This window comes from Psittacicella gerlachiana (assembly GCF_003585965.1).
Classification (GTDB): domain Bacteria; phylum Pseudomonadota; class Gammaproteobacteria; order Enterobacterales; family Psittacicellaceae; genus Psittacicella; species Psittacicella gerlachiana.
This window is the reverse complement of sequence record NZ_NRJF01000003.1, coordinates 1-16,379: the sequence shown is the minus strand read 5'-3', so window position 1 is coordinate 16,379 and position 16,379 is coordinate 1. Positions and strand designations below refer to the sequence as shown.

At 36.1% G+C, this 16,379-nt stretch carries 3 protein-coding genes; 1 reads left to right on the top strand and 2 read right to left on the bottom strand.

What is annotated here, in order from left to right; translation table 11 throughout:
- Window positions 1-325: 325 nt before the first annotated feature.
- Window positions 326-1,480, top strand: coding sequence for a methionine adenosyltransferase (metK, locus tag CKF59_RS00115; protein WP_119533954.1), 1,155 nt, complete (start codon window positions 326-328; stop codon window positions 1,478-1,480).
- A 39-nt stretch (window positions 1,481-1,519) separates the two neighbouring features.
- On the opposite strand, the gene CKF59_RS00110 is transcribed toward metK, so the two are convergent.
- Both CKF59_RS00110 and CKF59_RS07820 read right to left on the bottom strand, forming a co-directional pair.
- Window positions 1,520-2,458: a lipase family protein gene (locus tag CKF59_RS00110; protein ID WP_222985421.1), complete on the bottom strand. Its 939-nt coding sequence runs from the start codon at window positions 2,456-2,458 to the stop codon at window positions 1,520-1,522.
- 182 nt (window positions 2,459-2,640) lie between these two features.
- Window positions 2,641-16,281, bottom strand: a complete 13,641-nt coding sequence (locus tag CKF59_RS07820) for a hypothetical protein (protein ID WP_222985420.1) — start codon at window positions 16,279-16,281, stop codon at window positions 2,641-2,643.
- Window positions 16,282-16,379 lie beyond the last annotated feature (98 nt).

The window sequence follows — 16,379 nt, the reverse complement described above, 5'->3', positions numbered from 1 at the left end:
CTTGGCATAACTCCTAAAAAGTAATCTCAAACTCAACCTTAAGATAATTTTAGTCCTAAAGTTCAACTTTAAAATATTAACCCTAAAAACTTTAAGGTTATACTCCACTCCCACTCTTCTTTTTCTCGCAATTTTTTAACGTATAGACATTTTTATAAACAAAATATTTAGAATTGTTTAAAATACTTTTACTATTTACAAAATAAAAGTATAATAACTCTATTAAATATAAAAAACACATCTATATTTTAACTAGATTTTTGTACCACTAATGTCCTCATTAACTGAGCAAATGAAGGACGACAAACTCATTAAGGATAGGCTTATGACACAATACTTATTTACTTCAGAATCAGTTAGTGAAGGACATCCAGACAAGGTTGCTGATTTAATTTCAGATTCAGTATTAGATGCAATTTTAGAAAAAGATCCACGTGCTCGTGTAGCTTGTGAATCTTATGTAAAAACAGGTTTAATCCTTGTAGGTGGAGAAATTACCACCTCAGCTTGGGTTGATGTTGAAGAAATTGCTCGTAAAACTGTAAACGAAATTGGCTATAACACATCTGAACTTGGCTTTGATGGTAACACTTGTGCCGTACTTTCATGTATTGGTAAACAATCAGGTGATATTAACCAAGGTGTAGATCGTGAAAGCGAACTAGATCAAGGAGCTGGTGACCAAGGAATTATTTTTGGTTATGCAACCGACGAAACCGATGCTTATCTACCAGCACCTATTACTTATGCTCACCGCTTAGTTAGACGTCAAGCAGAATGCCGTAAAACCGGAATTTTAGGCTGGTTACGTCCTGATGCTAAATCACAAATTACTTTTAAATATCAAGACGACAAAATTGTAGGTATCGACACTGTAGTTCTTTCAACTCAACATAGCCCTGAAGTTTCAAATGAAGAAATTCGTGCAGGTGTAATTGAAGAAATTATTAAACCTACTTTGCCAGCAGAGTGGATCGATAAGGATACTCGTTTCTTAATTAACCCAACAGGTCGTTTTGTAATTGGTGGTCCTTTAGGTGACTGTGGTTTAACTGGACGTAAAATTATTGTGGATACTTACGGCGGTGCTGCACGTCACGGTGGTGGTGCTTTCTCTGGTAAAGATCCATCAAAAGTTGACCGTTCAGCAGCTTACGCAGCTCGTCATGTAGCAAAAAATATTGTGGCTGCAGGTTTAGCAAAACGTTGTGAAGTACAATTCTCTTATGCAATTGGGGTAGCAGAACCTACATCAGTATTCGTAGAAACTTTTGGTACAGAAGTAGTTCCTCGTGAAAAAATAACCCAATTAATTAAAGAAGTATTTGATTTACGTCCATATGGTTTAATTAAAGAATTAGATTTATTAAAACCTATTTACCGTAAAACCACCAACTATGGACACTTCGGAAGAGAAGGATTTAGTTGGGAAAACACTGATAAAGCAGCTCTTCTTCGCGAACTTGCAGGTTTAAAATAAAAAAGCAGATATAGCAAAAGGTAAGAGAAACATCATCTCTTACCTTTTTACGTTAATTAATTTAAGGGCTTGCTGTTCTAAACTTAACAATTGCTTATTGAGACCACGAATTACCGTTCTCACAAAATGCTTATCAAGAGAAGTTAAACCAGCTGTTACTATATGATTTATTCCTCTACTTTGAGGTAAAGGATGAATCCTACTTAAATTTACATGCCAACGATAAATATCTAGGTCATGAAACTGATGCGAAAACTTTTGTTGTAAAGCTTGTAAAGCCTCACCTTTTACATAATAAGCATCAATATTCTTACAATCATATCTAGCTTCCATCAGGGTATTTTCACTAATTCCTGCTGCATTATAAGTTATGGCTTTAGCTCCTGAAACCATCGCAAAAACCGTAGCCAATCCCCCACCTAAAGAATGTCCTACCGCATAAACCTCTGCACTTTTATGAGCTGAAACTATAGCTTTAGCTAACTTAATTGCGTGCTGGTAATATTTGGACTCTTTTCCTAAAGCCTGCTGGATATTATTTTCCCAGTCATCAAGAAACAAAATTCCAGTACCTTTAAATACCAAAATATATTTAGGTTGCCAAAAATCTTGCCAAATTTGAGGATCTTTAATAAAGATTTTTACTCGATAGTGCGAATGAGGCAAAATTAAATCTTCAGCTTTAAGTCCTAAATAAGCTAAAGTTTGTGGATCTTCACTCTTATCAATAAAACCTTCAAAGAGCGAAAAAGCTCTTGGTTTTGCCACGGCTTTAGTTAATTTAGCAAACATTATTGCCATAAATGTTGTTCTAAGTAATTGAGCTAAATTATTACTTTCTTTAGTACCTAAATTCTGTAAACTTTGCACAAGCTGTCTTAAGCGATTGAGAGCTTGCTCAAGAGAATGAGAGCCAAAAGGCAAAGGTATTTGCTTAACTCTCAATACTTTTTCTTTTAATCTAATTTTTAATTTCATTGACAAAATAACTGTTTGAGAGGAATTTATCATTATATAAAGATTAATCACATTTGCCAAGATCTTAATCAATAATCAATTTCTCTAAAACATAACTTGCAACAATTAATTCTCAAAAACTGAAAAGGACAGCTCAAAACGAGCTGTCCTTAAAGCTAGTTAAAAACTAAAAAGCTTAGCTTTTAACTACGTACTTTATTACCCCAGTAAGCATATTTGCTACATGCCTTCACAAATTTCTCTAAATCAGTTGGAGTAACTCCAAGTTGAGCTAATTTAGCTTTAATTTCATCAGCATGTTGAGCAATAGTTGCTGGATTGTATTCAGCAAGAATAGTGTCAGCAATTACATAACAAGTTTCAAGACTACTTACGCCAGCACTTTCAAGAGCGTTAATATCTTCAATGGTGATGTTGTTATCATCACTATAGAGATAACGTCTATTGCTATTGCTATCGTTAGCATTATCACTATTGTTAGCGTTATTTTGACCACTATTATTGCCTTGGTTACTCTCTGCCACTAACACATAATCACTTTCTGAGCCTTTATTACTATCTAGAGGTTCATCACTTGAGATGGTCGCATTATTAGTATCACGACCTACATCACGTCCTACTTGATAGTGAAGATCACGTTGGTGGGTTTGATGTTCTTGATAGTAGTACTCTTCTTCAGAGCTTACCGTTTGTGGACAGTTACGACAAATAATTATCGTGCTTCCTGGATTATTCGAACTATTGGTGTAACTATTAGTGATATTTACTAATGAGTTATTGGCAATAATCGTTTGGTTATTTCCAGAGAAGTTCGAACTGGTGAGAGAAACATTTTCTCCCGTAATGTTCGTATTACCATTTGGCGTTGAGTAATTCGAATTATTCGAAGTTACCGTACCATTTTCATTGGTAATGGTTATATTACCATTTGGAGTATTAATATTACTACCCGTAATGTTGATAGTTGAATTTGGTGTACTACTTTCATCAGGTACTTTAATGGTCACATCACCATCAGGCGTAATATTAGTTAAAGTAATGGTAATATTCGGTGCAGTAATATTAACTTTTGTACCGGTGATATTACTTTCAGTAATAGTTACTGAACCATTTGGAGTTGAGATACTGGTATCCGGAGAACCTACATTACTTGTGGTAATGTTGGTTGAGCCATTACCTGAAATAATCGAGATGTTATATAAGCCCGGGATTTCAGAATCAGTAATAGTGATACCTGTATTACCATCGAAGTCAACTACCGTAGTTGAAGTATTTGACTTATCAATAGTAATTGAACCATTGGTTTCAATTTTTACCGTACTATTTGACTCAGTTGTCGCATTAGGATCAGTAATATTCGAACCAATTACCGTTACATTACCCCCTGCAGTAATATTGGTCTTAGTACCAGTAATATTACTTTCAGTAATGTTTACAGAACCATTAGGGGTTGAGATACTTGTATCCGGTGAACCACCACTTGAGTTGGTAATATTAATTGATCCGTTACCCGAGATAATTGACACATTATGTAATGCAGGGAAATTAGAATTGTTAATTGTAACTCCTGTGTTACCGTCAAAGTCAATTACCGTAGTAGAAATATTCGATCTATTTACAGTGATTGAACCATTAGATTCAATTTTTACGGTACTATTCGAATCGGTACTTGCATTTGGATCGGTTAAGTTAGAACCTACTACCGTGATATTACCACCTGCAGTGATATTGGTCTTAGTACCAGTAATATTACTATCAGTAATGTTCACTGAACCATTTGGTGAAGAGATACTTGTATCCGGTGAACCACCACTTGAGTTGGTAATATTAATTGAACCATTACCTGAAATAATTGATACATTGTGTAATGCAGGGAAGTTAGAGTTAGTAATCGTAATTCCTGTATTACCATCAAAGTCAATTACCGTAGTTGAGGTATTTGACTTGTCAATGGTGATTGAACCATTGGTTTCAATTTTTACCGTACTATTCGAATCTTTGCTTGCATTTGGATCGGTTAAGTTAGAACCAACTACGGTTACATTACCACCAGCAGTAATATTTGTTTTCGTACCAGTAATATTACTTTCAGTAATGTTCACTGAACCATTTGGTGAAGAGATACTTGTATCCGGAGAACCACCATTTGAGTTGGTAATATTAATTGAGCCATTACCTGAGATAATTGACACATTGTGTAACGCTGGGAAGTTAGAATTGTTAATTGTAACTCCTGTGTTACCGTCAAAGTCAATTACCGTAGTAGAGATATTCGATCTGTTTACGGTGATTGAACCATTAGATTCAATTTTTACGGTACTATTCGAATCGGTACTTGCATTTGGATCAGTTAAGTTAGAACCTACTACCGTGATATTACCACCAGCGGTAATATTGGTCTTAGTTCCGGTAATATTACTTTCAGTAATGTTCACTGAACCATTTGGCGTTGAGATACTGGTATCCGGAGAACCACCATTTGAGTTGGTAATATTAATTGAGCCATTACCAGAGATAATTGACACATTGTGTAACGCTGGGAAGTTAGAATTGTTAATTGTAACTCCGGTATTACCATCAAAGTCAATTACCGTAGTAGAAATATTCGATCTATTTACGGTGATTGAACCATTAGATTCAATTTTTACGGTACTATTAGAATCGGTACTTGCGTTTGGATCAGTTAAGTTAGAACCAACTACTGTGATATTACCACCTGCGGTAATATTGGTCTTAGTCCCAGTAATATTACTATCAGTAATGTTTACGGTACCATTTGGCGAAGAGATACTTGTATCTGGTGAACCTCCAGTAGAGTTAGTAATCTCAATCGAACCATTACCTGAAATAATTGAAATATTATGTAATGCTGGGAAGTTCGAATTGTTAATTGAAATTCCTGTATTACCATCGAAGTCAATTACCGTAGTTGAGAAGTTCGAGTTGTTTGCCGTAATTGAACCATTAGCTTGAACTTTAATAGTGCTATTAGATTCTGTAGTTGCATTAGGATCAGTAATATTAGATCCAGTAATATTTACATTACCACCTGTAGTAATGTTCACTTTAGTTCCAATAATAGTCGAACCATCTACAACACTTACATTACCATTGTTTAAGGTAGAGATTGAAGTATCCGGAGACTCTACATGAGAACCTGAGATTGATACATTACCATTGTGAGCAATAATTGAGATATTACTATTTGAATCTGTAGCGGTTACATTAGAGTTATTGCTAATTGTAGTACTTGTACCTGAGTCAATATCTACACTAGTGTTACCCGTAACATTAGATTTATCAATAGTTACTGCTCCATTTGGAGAGTAAACTCTTGCTGTCCCCTCATGAGAAGTAACATTAGAGTTGTTTGCAATGGTTACTGAACCATTACCTGTAATGTTAGTTCCCGCTTTTGAGGTTACATTAGAGCCATCCACTGAAACATTAGTATTACCTTTTACTAATACAGTATCTGTATCCCCGTTACCTACCGTAGACGAAGTTATATTCACCCCACCCGCAGAAGTCACATTTAATTTCGTACCAATAATAGTAGAGCTATTAACAATACTTACATTTGTTCCTTCCGTTAAGGTAGAAATCGAAGTATCTGGAGATTCTACATGCGAAGCATCAATGGTTACTGCTCCATTGTGAGCAATGATTGACATATTCGCATTAGTATTAGTTGCAACTAGTTTTGCACTTTCTTTGAAAGTAACTGCTTGACCGTCTACGTCAACATCAGTTGCTCCGGTTACATTTGAATCTGAAACCGTTACTGCACCATTGGTTGAAAGTAAACGAGCTGTACCAGCAGAAGAGCTTACATTTGAGTTAGCACTAATACTTAAAGCAGCATTACCGGTTAAGTTAGTTCCTGCTACTGAAGTAATATTCGAACCTGTAACAGTAGTAGTTGAAGTATTAGATACCACACTTACAGCTGCACCTGAAGAGTGAACTTCAGTATTAGTTAAGCTTACTGCACCATTAGTTACTACAGTTGCATTCTCGGTAGCGTTTACGGTTGAATCAGTAACCGTAATTGAATCCGTAGCTAATACTTTAGCTTCACCAGCAGTTGCTTCTACGGCAGTATTAGCAAGACTTACAGAACCTGACTTAGTTTCTACCGTCGCACTAGTACCACTAACTTTAGAACTATTAGTTGCAGTTACATCACCTGTAGTCGTAGTTGCACTTGCTGCTCCACTTTCAGAGGTTACTGAAGTAGCATTTAAATCTAAACCAGTAGTTGCACTTACAGTTGCTGCACCAGTAGTAGCGGTTACTTCCGTAGCTGTTGCTGATACTTTACCTGAACCTGTAGATAAGGTTGCACTTGTACCGCTTACTTTAGAGCCATTAGAAGTAGTTACATTACCTTCAGTCGTTGTTGCACTTGCAACATCACCTGTCGATGTTACTGAAGTTGCATTTAAATCTAAATCTTTAGTTGCACTTACGATTGCCGCACCTGTGGTTGCTGTTACGCTAGTGTTAGTTGCTGATACAGCACCATTACCAGTTGATAAAGTAGCACTTGTACCACTTACCGTAGCATTAGTTGCATTTACTGATCCTGAAGTTGTAGTTGCACTTGCATTGTTTGACTCAGAAGTTACCTTCGCACCATCTAAAGTTAAATCTGCAGTTGCACTTACTTTAGCTTCACCAGTAGTTGCAGTCACACTAGTGTTGGTTGCAGATACAGCACCATTACCAGTCGATAAAGTTGCACTTGTACCACTTACTGTAGCATTAGTTGCATTTACAGCACCTGAAGTAGTAGTTGCACTTGCATTGTTTGACGCAGAAGTTACTTTCGCACCATCTAAAGTTAAACCTGTAGTTGCTACTACTTTAGCTTCACCAGTAGTTGCAGTCACACTAGTGTTGGTTGCAGATACAGCACCATTATCAGTTGCTAGAGTTGCACTCACCCCACTCACAGTAGAGTTAGTTGCTGTTACCGCACCTGAAGTTGTAGTTGCACTCGCATTGTTTGACGCAGAAGTTACTTTCGCACCATCTAAAGTTAAACCTGTAGTTGCACTTACTTTAGCTTCACCAGTAGTTGCAGTCACACTAGTGTTAGTTGCAGATACCGCACCATTATCAGTCGATAAAGTAGCACTTGTACCACTTACCGTAGCATTAGTTGCATTTACTGCTCCTGAAGTTGTCGTTGCACTCGCATTACCTGAAGTCGCAGTTACATTGGTATCTACTAAAGTTAAATCACTTGTAGCACTTACAACAGCATCGCCTTTAGTTGAGTTAACTACAGTTCTTGTTGCTGATAAACTACCACCTGTAGTTGTTAAACTTGCATTTTCAGCAGTAATGTTAACATCTGTAGTTACAACATCACCTGCGGTAGAAGCACTTGCATTACCGTTTAAAGCTGTAATTGTAGTGTTAGTTAAAGTTAAAGCTTTAGTCGCTTCTACTTTAGCATCACCGGTTGAAGCAGTTACGGTAGTATTATTTGCGGTTAAATTACCATTAGCAGTTGATAAGGTTGCATTTGCACCACTAATTACAGAGTTGCTAGAAGCATTAACATCTCCATTTGTCGTCGTTGCACTTGCATTACCCGTAGCATTTACTGAAGTATTACTTAACGTTAAGTTACCCGTTGCACTTACAGTAGCTTCACCATTAGTAGCATTTACTAAAGTATCTGTAGCTAAAAGCGTACCTGAATCTGTAGATAAGGTTGCATTTGTACCTTCTACTTTAGTATTGCCACTTGTTTCTACATTACCTGAAGTAGTCGTCGCACTTGCATTACCGGTAGCAACTACTGAAGCATTGTTTAAAGTTAAGTCTTCTGTAGCACTTACTTTTGCTTCACCATTAGTAGCATTTACTAAAGTATCTGTAGCTGAAAGTGTTCCTGAATCTGTAGATAAGGTTGCATTTGTACCTTCTACTTTAGTATTACCACTTGCTTCTACATTACCTGAAGTAGTAGTTGCACTTGCATTACCGGTAGCAACTACTGAAGCATTGTTTAGAGTTAAGTCTTCTGTAGCACTTACTTTTGCTTCACCTTCAGTTGCATTTACTAATGTATCTGTAGCTGAAAGCGTTCCTGAATCCGTAGATAAGGTTGCATTTGTACCTTCTACTTTAGTATTACCACTTGCTTCTATATTACCTGAAGTAGTAGTTGCACTTGCATTACCAGTAGCAACTACTGAAGCATTGTTTAGACTTAAGTCACCTGTAGCACTTACTTTTGCTTCACCATCAGTTGCATTTACTAATGTATCTGTAGCTGAAAGCGTTCCTGAATCTGTAGATAAGGTTGCATTTGTACCTTCTACTTTAGTGTTACCACTTGCTTCTATATTACCTGAAGTAGTAGTTGCACTTGCATTACCAGTAGCAACTACTGAAGCATTATTTAGACTTAAGTCACCTGTAGCACTTACTTTTGCTTCCCCATTAGTAGCATTTACTAATGTATCTGTAGCAGAAAGAGTACCCGATTCTGTAGATAAGGTTGCACTTGTACCTTCTACTTTAGTGTTACCACTTGTTTCTACATTACCTGAAGTTGTAGTTGCACTAGCATCTGATGAAGTAGAATTAACGGTAGTATTTTCTAAAGTTAAACCAGTTGCTGCTTTAACTGTAGCAGCACCTGTAGTTGCTGAAACTGTTGTATCTTTAGCATTCACAGCACCTGCAGTAGCAGATAGAGTTGCAGTAGTTCCACTTACTTTAGTGTTATCACTAGTTGTTACATCACCACCACTAGTTGTCACACTTGCATTACCTGATGCAGATACTGTAGTGTTACTTAAAGTTAACCCTTTAGTTGCACTTACATTAGCATCACCTGAAGTTGCTGTTACAGTTGAATCTGTAGCTGATAACTCACCATTAGCCGTTGCTAAAGTAGCATTAGTACCACTTAATTTAGCTTCAGTAGCAGTTACTGAACCTGAAGTCGTAGTTGCACTAACGTTTTCTGTTGCTGTAAGAATAGCCTTATCTAAAGTTAAGCCTGTTGCAGCCGTTACCGTTGCTTCACCATTACTTGCAGTTACAGTAGTTGAAGTTAAGCTTGCCTCTCCTGTTGCTGCAGTTAATACCGCATTTTTCGCAGCGGTTACAGTAGCTTCATTCACAGTTAAAGAATTTGAGGCCGTTAAAGTAACATTTTCTTCTGTTGAGGTAATAGCTGTACCTGATCCTTCTACTTCAATTGATCCTGCAGAAGTAACATTAACATTTTTACCTGATAGAGTAGAACCATCTTTAATTGCTACAGTTCCATCTTCAGTTGTGGTTAAGGTTACATTACCTGTTTCTGCTTCAACATTGTTGCTTGCTAAGGTGATATCAGTTTTTGCATTTAAGGCAACATCGCCTGATTCTGATTTAAGTTCACCATTGCTTGCACTAATGCTTCCTGAAGTAGCATTTACCGTTACTCCAGTTTTACCGCTAACGGTAGTTGACTCTAAAGTCACATCACTAGAATTTGCAGTAATAGTTACTTTACCTTCTTCTGAGGTAATTGAGTTGTTATCACCGGTAGCACTTACACATGTATTTGCAGTGATATCAACATTACCTTTTGCAGATAAAGTTACTCCATCTTCAAAAGTCACTGAACCTTCTGTTGAGTCAACTTTTATTACACCTGCAGACTCACTTACAGTAACCTCAGAGCTACTTAATTTAACTTCGTTGACTGCAGTTAAGTTAACTCTTTCTTTAGCTTTAACTTCAGAACTATCAGTTACACTTACTACATTTGTCGCAGCTATATCTACGCTTGTTGTATTTTCATTACCAACTTTAGCATTTTCTATATTTACGCTAGAAGATGATGAATTTAAGGTAATTGCAGTAGCTGCTAATTCTGAACTATCACTTACTTTTAGATCATTTACAGCTTTTAAGGTTAAAGCTGTAGTACTTTCATTACCAAGTTTAGAGCTACCTTCTGTAGTTAAAGCTCCTGCTGAAGTAATATTTAAAGATCTACCAGTAATGTTAGATTCACTATTGATATTTACATCACCACTAGTATTAGTTGCGATTGTCGTATCAGGAGAAGCTAACTCTACTTTTGATAGAGTTACATCAGCACTATGCCCTACGATCGAAGCATTTTCTGTAGCATTTAAAGTAGACTCAGAAATAGTAATTGCACTATTTGAATCTATATCTAAAACTTTAGTTTGTAAAGTTGAAGATTCAACTTTTAATTCTTGATCCGTAGCTGTAGCATTTAGGGTAATAGAATTATCAGCACCTGAAGTTAAACTTGAACTACTTTCTACAATCACCCCTTGAGCGGTTACATTAATATCTTCACCAGCAGTTACTGTTGTTTCTGATAAAGTTACAGTACCAGCGGTTGCAGTTGCGTTAACATCTTTAGCTGCAGTTAAGGTTGCACTAGAAGCACTTACGCTATCTGCATTTGAATGAATATTAATAGCACCAGTTTCTGCAGTTACTGTAGCTTCTTCAATAGATACACCATTTTCTGCAGTTAAGTTAACATTTACTTTAGCGTAAACATCAGTTTCACTACTAGAGATTGTAATCGCATCACCAGCTTCAACTTCTACAGATTGTGTAGAAGAATTTAACTTAGCTCCATCTTCGATAGTAACACTACCAGCTGTAGCCGTTAACTCAACATCTTTAGTTGCATTAACTTGAGCTTTTTCTCTAACGTTAATTGAACCTGTATTCGAGGTTAAACTTGCATTACCATCAGTAGCGTTAACTTTAGTATTTTCTCCAGCTAAACTTAAGTCACTTTCCGCATATAATTTAACTTCTGCAGAAGTAATGTTGGTTTCACCATCTGTTTCAACCGTTAAGCTACCACCAGAAGTAACATTTACATTCTGTGGAGCATATAAAGTGGTACAAGTTAAAGTAATATCTTCACTGGTGGTTAAATCTACTGAAGTAGTTGCATTAGCAACAAAGTTTTTAGCTTCAATACCACCATTATTTACGGTAATATCGGTTTTACCTGATTTAGATGTAACAACCGTAGTCACACTGTCATTATCAGTATTAACTTTTAATAGACCACCTGAAGTTATTGTTGTTTCATTAGCTATTAAAGTTGAACACTGTAATAAAGATTCTTCACTAGACGTTGAATCTTTTACAACAATACTCGTAGTTTCATTTGCTGTAAGAGCTACATTTGTAAAACTAAATGAAGTATAAGCCGTTGAATTGAAATTCTTCGCAATGATTTTCGAATCTTCGTATGAAGTACTACCAGTTTCTGATGTAAAATTAACATCACCAGTTTCTAGAGTACCGTCTTCTTGAGTCATAGTAGTATTAATCGATGTATTCGCAATACGAATATCACCTTTTGCAACACCTTTAACTGATTGAGATACTACTGATAAAGGTTTTGTAGCCTCTTCAGAAGCTACAGTTAAAGCCCCATCTGACTCAAATAATAAAACTCCACCAGCATTTACGTTATAACCATGAGTTACACATAAGTCACCTGTTACATCACTATCACCAATTTTGTTAGTAAACGTAATATTTCTTTTTGCAGTTGCATTAAAGTAAGTTAAACCTATATCTTCTTGTGCCGCTACAGTGATATTATTCGGTGAGTTTAGATTTACATATTTACCTTCAGATTCTTCTTGTGAGATTGAACCCGCACTTGCATTAACTTCAATCGTACCTACAGTTTCATTAGTTGCAGTTAAAGTTGTATTTAAAAGAGCAATACCTTCAGAACTTGCTGATTTAAGATATACACTTTGACCTGTAGCATTTATATTTTTGGCAGCAAGAATTCCACTAGTAGTTGTTACATTAACATTACCATTAGAAGAGTATACTTGAGCCTGCTTATCACCATCTGAGTTGGTAAAGCTAGCATCAGAATGTAAAATTACTCCATTTACCCCAGAAACTTGAGTTAGACTATCGCCACTTGATCCAGATAAAGTTAGATCCTCTGTAGCATTAACTTTTACAAAATTAGAGGCACTAACATTAGTATTAGAATCTTCACCACTACCGATTTGAATATTTTTCCCTTCTAATACTATATCTGTAGCATTTAAAGCAGAATTATAAGTCTCTAAAATCCCTGTGGAACTTTCGAGATTAATACTATTAGTAGCATTTATAGTTGTGCAGTCTACGATAGAAAGAGCGGTCTCTGCTTCTAAATTTACAGAGTCACTAGCATTAATATTACTGTACTTAGTAGATAAAGTTCCTACCGAAACATTTACCGTACCACCAGATGTACCTTCAGCTAGTACTTGATATCCTTGGATTTTTAGAGTACCAGAAACATTAGTAATATTAATATCTGACGAATTTGAAACAAATTTAGATCTCGCATCTAAGTCTTCTGTCGCAGATTCATTCGTAATAGTTACCGAACTAAAACCATCAATTAATATATCTTTATTAACTACAACATTTGCCCCGTTAACTACATAAGATGAACCTGTACTAGATCCAGAAGTTTTGATGGTGTAATTTCCTTGCTCAACATTGATAGAGCTTTCACCATCAACTCTATAATCAAGTTTTTGTCCCTCTCTTACCGTAACGCTATAATCTCCAGTTTTTACATCAATTTGAGATTTATCTGATGTTACTTGTACATTAGCCACTAATGAACTATCAGTTTGATTTACACTAAAACTACCAGTAGATACATTACTATTATTAAAAGCTAATGCGGCAGTAGAAGAAGATGCAGTAGAATTAACTATAAATGAAAATTGATCACTAACTGTAAGATTTGAATCTGTAATTGCATATATATTAGTTCCAGACTCACCTTTCATAACTAAATTCACATCTTTTGCAGATATGTTTGAGTTATTTATAGTAGTTCCAGCTCCAACTGTAGTATTGATATACTCTTGTGCGGTTAAATTAGAATTAACTAAATTATACTGCTGTACATCTAAATTTATATTCTTTGCACTAATTTTCGAGCCATCTTGAATATAAAGCATATTGTAACCAGTAATAGTAACATTACCATTTAAAGAAACACTAGAATTAGAAATCTTACTTGCAGTACCTATCTCCATTTCTAGACTATTAAACCCACTTATAGTTGAGTTAATTCCTTCAAACGCAGTAACTGCTCCAAAATTAAGCGTACTTGATTCTGAAGAAGTTAGGCAAGCATTCTCAATTGTAAATGCTGATAAACCTAATTCCGTAGCACTATAGTTACTTAAATTAACCGTTGTATGGTTAATAGTTAAACTCATACAAGGAGAGTAGGTGCCTGCCACATAATTAATATCACTAATGTACATTGTTGTACTGCTAGAATTTGTAAATTCTAATTTAGCTGTTATTAAATTTGTTGTAGAGGTAGCAGGAGCGGTATTTACGGTAATATTTCCAAATTTAGCTTGAGATGCGGTTAAACCACTTGCATTAAATGTTAATCCTGCAGAGCTTGCAGTTGTAGTACCCGTTCTTAACTCAATACTATTATTAATTACATACCCTTGATTACCTTTAGTAAGAGTAACCGATCCTCCACCTATAAATAGAGCACTATTTAGTTCTAAACCAGACGTTTCATTATTTGCTAAAAATTTAATCCCATTAGCAGCTGTAGCTGTTAAATTTAAATTATTAGCCTTAATCTTATCCCCTACATTTACATTAAATGTAGTTCCTGTAGAGTTTGCATTAAAATCACCTTCAAGAGTAATTGGAGCACCACTATTAATCGTAATACTAGTTATAGCCCCTGAAAGATTAATATTTTTTGCGGTTATGCTCGCTGGGGCAACAAATCCTCTTGTTCCATTTAAAGTTATATTCTCTGCGGTAATTGTAGCAGTAGAGCTATTTGAGCTATACGTGAAATTTCCTGTCACGGAAATATCTTTAACTTCTAACGCTCTATTAAGAATAAAACTAGATACACAAGTTGCGGTTAAATTACCTGTTAAAGTAGCTTTATCACTACCATTATTTATGTTAAATGCAAGACTATTACCATTTAAAGTTACGTCGTTGGCAGAGAAGTTACCACCTACGGTAAAACAACTTATATTGTTCGCAGTTAAATTATTTATTGCTACCGATGAGGTATTGGTAGAATTAAATCTAGTATTTGTTCCGTTTAAAGATACGTCCTTGGCGGTTAAATTACCATTTACCGTAAAATTACTTGTACCAGATGTATTTAAGAACTCTGCTGTTAAATTACCTGTAATATTAATAGTACCATTAATACGAATGTTATTACCTGCAACTAAAGTTAAATTGTAACCTGAGGTTGAGGTGATATTAGCACCGTTATTAAGAGAAATACATTGAGTAGTAGAGCCTTCTCCTGTTGTAATCAATACATTAGTCGTACTAAGTGCAGTTACAACGGTTGAATCTAACACCCTAGCTGTACCCGTAGTACAAGTAATCGTAGTTGTATCACCTGATTGTGTAGAAGTAGTAGTGTCTGATCCCGAACTATTTATATTAATACTTGCAGGGTCTAGCAACCAAGTACCAGCATAATCATCTCCAAGAGAAGAACTTGTATTTACTTCGAAGTTACCGTTAACTTCAATATAGTGACCAGAGGTTTCAATAAAACCACCAGTAGCACCTTCCGATGTAGCTAAGAATACACCGTCAACTGAGGCTGCATTACCCCAAACAATAGCTGTACCTGCATTTCCTGAGGTACCAGAGACATTAATAGTAGAACCTGTGGCAACGATTGTTGTATTCGCTAGTTTTAGCTTGCCTTGTCCTGTAAGATCACCACCTACATTTACATATCCACCTTCAACACCTGAAGCATTAATATGCGAAGCTGATCCAAGAACCACCGTGTCTGCTAAAACTTTTACATTGCCTGCTTTGCCAGTTTGATTAGCGGTATTAAGCGTACCATTGTTAACCACTAATCCTGATAAAGTGTTATTGCCTTGAGCTAAAAGGCTGTTATTTTCTGCAGTTGTATGGATTTGATCTGATTCAGAAGCCCCATAAAGCACTACTTCTCCCGAAGCTGTAATTGTCGCTTTAGCTGCTGAATCTTTTGCAGAAATTACATCTGCAAATTCGTTTACCGCTGTATAACCATTAGCTACTTTATTCGCTAATAGGTAAGCTCTTTTTGAAACTATTTCTCCTAAGTTTACTGCTGTATTACCAGCAACAACTTTATAAGAGATTAAAGGGTTATCAAGATCTTGAATGGTAATTGTTTGTCCCGCTAAAAGGTAAACTGTACCATTGCGAGCTTCTAGTACGCCGTAATTAGTTACTACCCCCCCCAGTAGGGCAAGAGTACCGTCATCATTAACCTTAATTATCCCTTGGTTAAGTACTGACGCTAAGGCTTGATCTTTTTCTTGATTAAAAACATAGTTACCGTTGATAAAGTCTTCATCGCTAAGATCTAAAGTCGAAGCTACTAAACTTGCCACATCAACTCTAGCCGTTTCCCCAAAGATAATGCCAGCTGGGTTAACAATAAACACTTTACCATTTGATTGTAATTGACCGAGAATGTTCGAAACCTCACCCCCAATTACACGGTTAAGTACTGCTGAATTAGCATTATCTTGTACGAATTTTACTAATTCATCTGTACCTATGTTGAATTTCTCCCAATTAATAATCGCATTTGGACTATTAGTAATTGTAGTAACTAAACCGTCAGTGATTGCCTGAACTTGCCCGTTAATCACCGTCATCCCTGAACGCTGATCCGCAAGCACATTAGGAGTTACAGTTCCTACTAAAGTAATTGGAAGAATTAAACTACAAAGTAGTCTATTCACTCTGCTTAACCAAAACTTACGTCCTTCTCCTCCCTCAGCTTTCGGACTAACAGCAGAACCAGAGACGCAACTGGTTGCGATTTCCGAGACAGCATCTA

Coding starts and splice junctions, on each gene's coding strand:
- metK (WP_119533954.1), top strand. CDS start 326: ATGACACAATACTTATTTACTTCAGAATCAGTTAGTGAAGGACATCCA.
- CKF59_RS00110 (WP_222985421.1), bottom strand. CDS start 2,458: ATGAAATTAAAAATTAGATTAAAAGAAAAAGTATTGAGAGTTAAGCAA.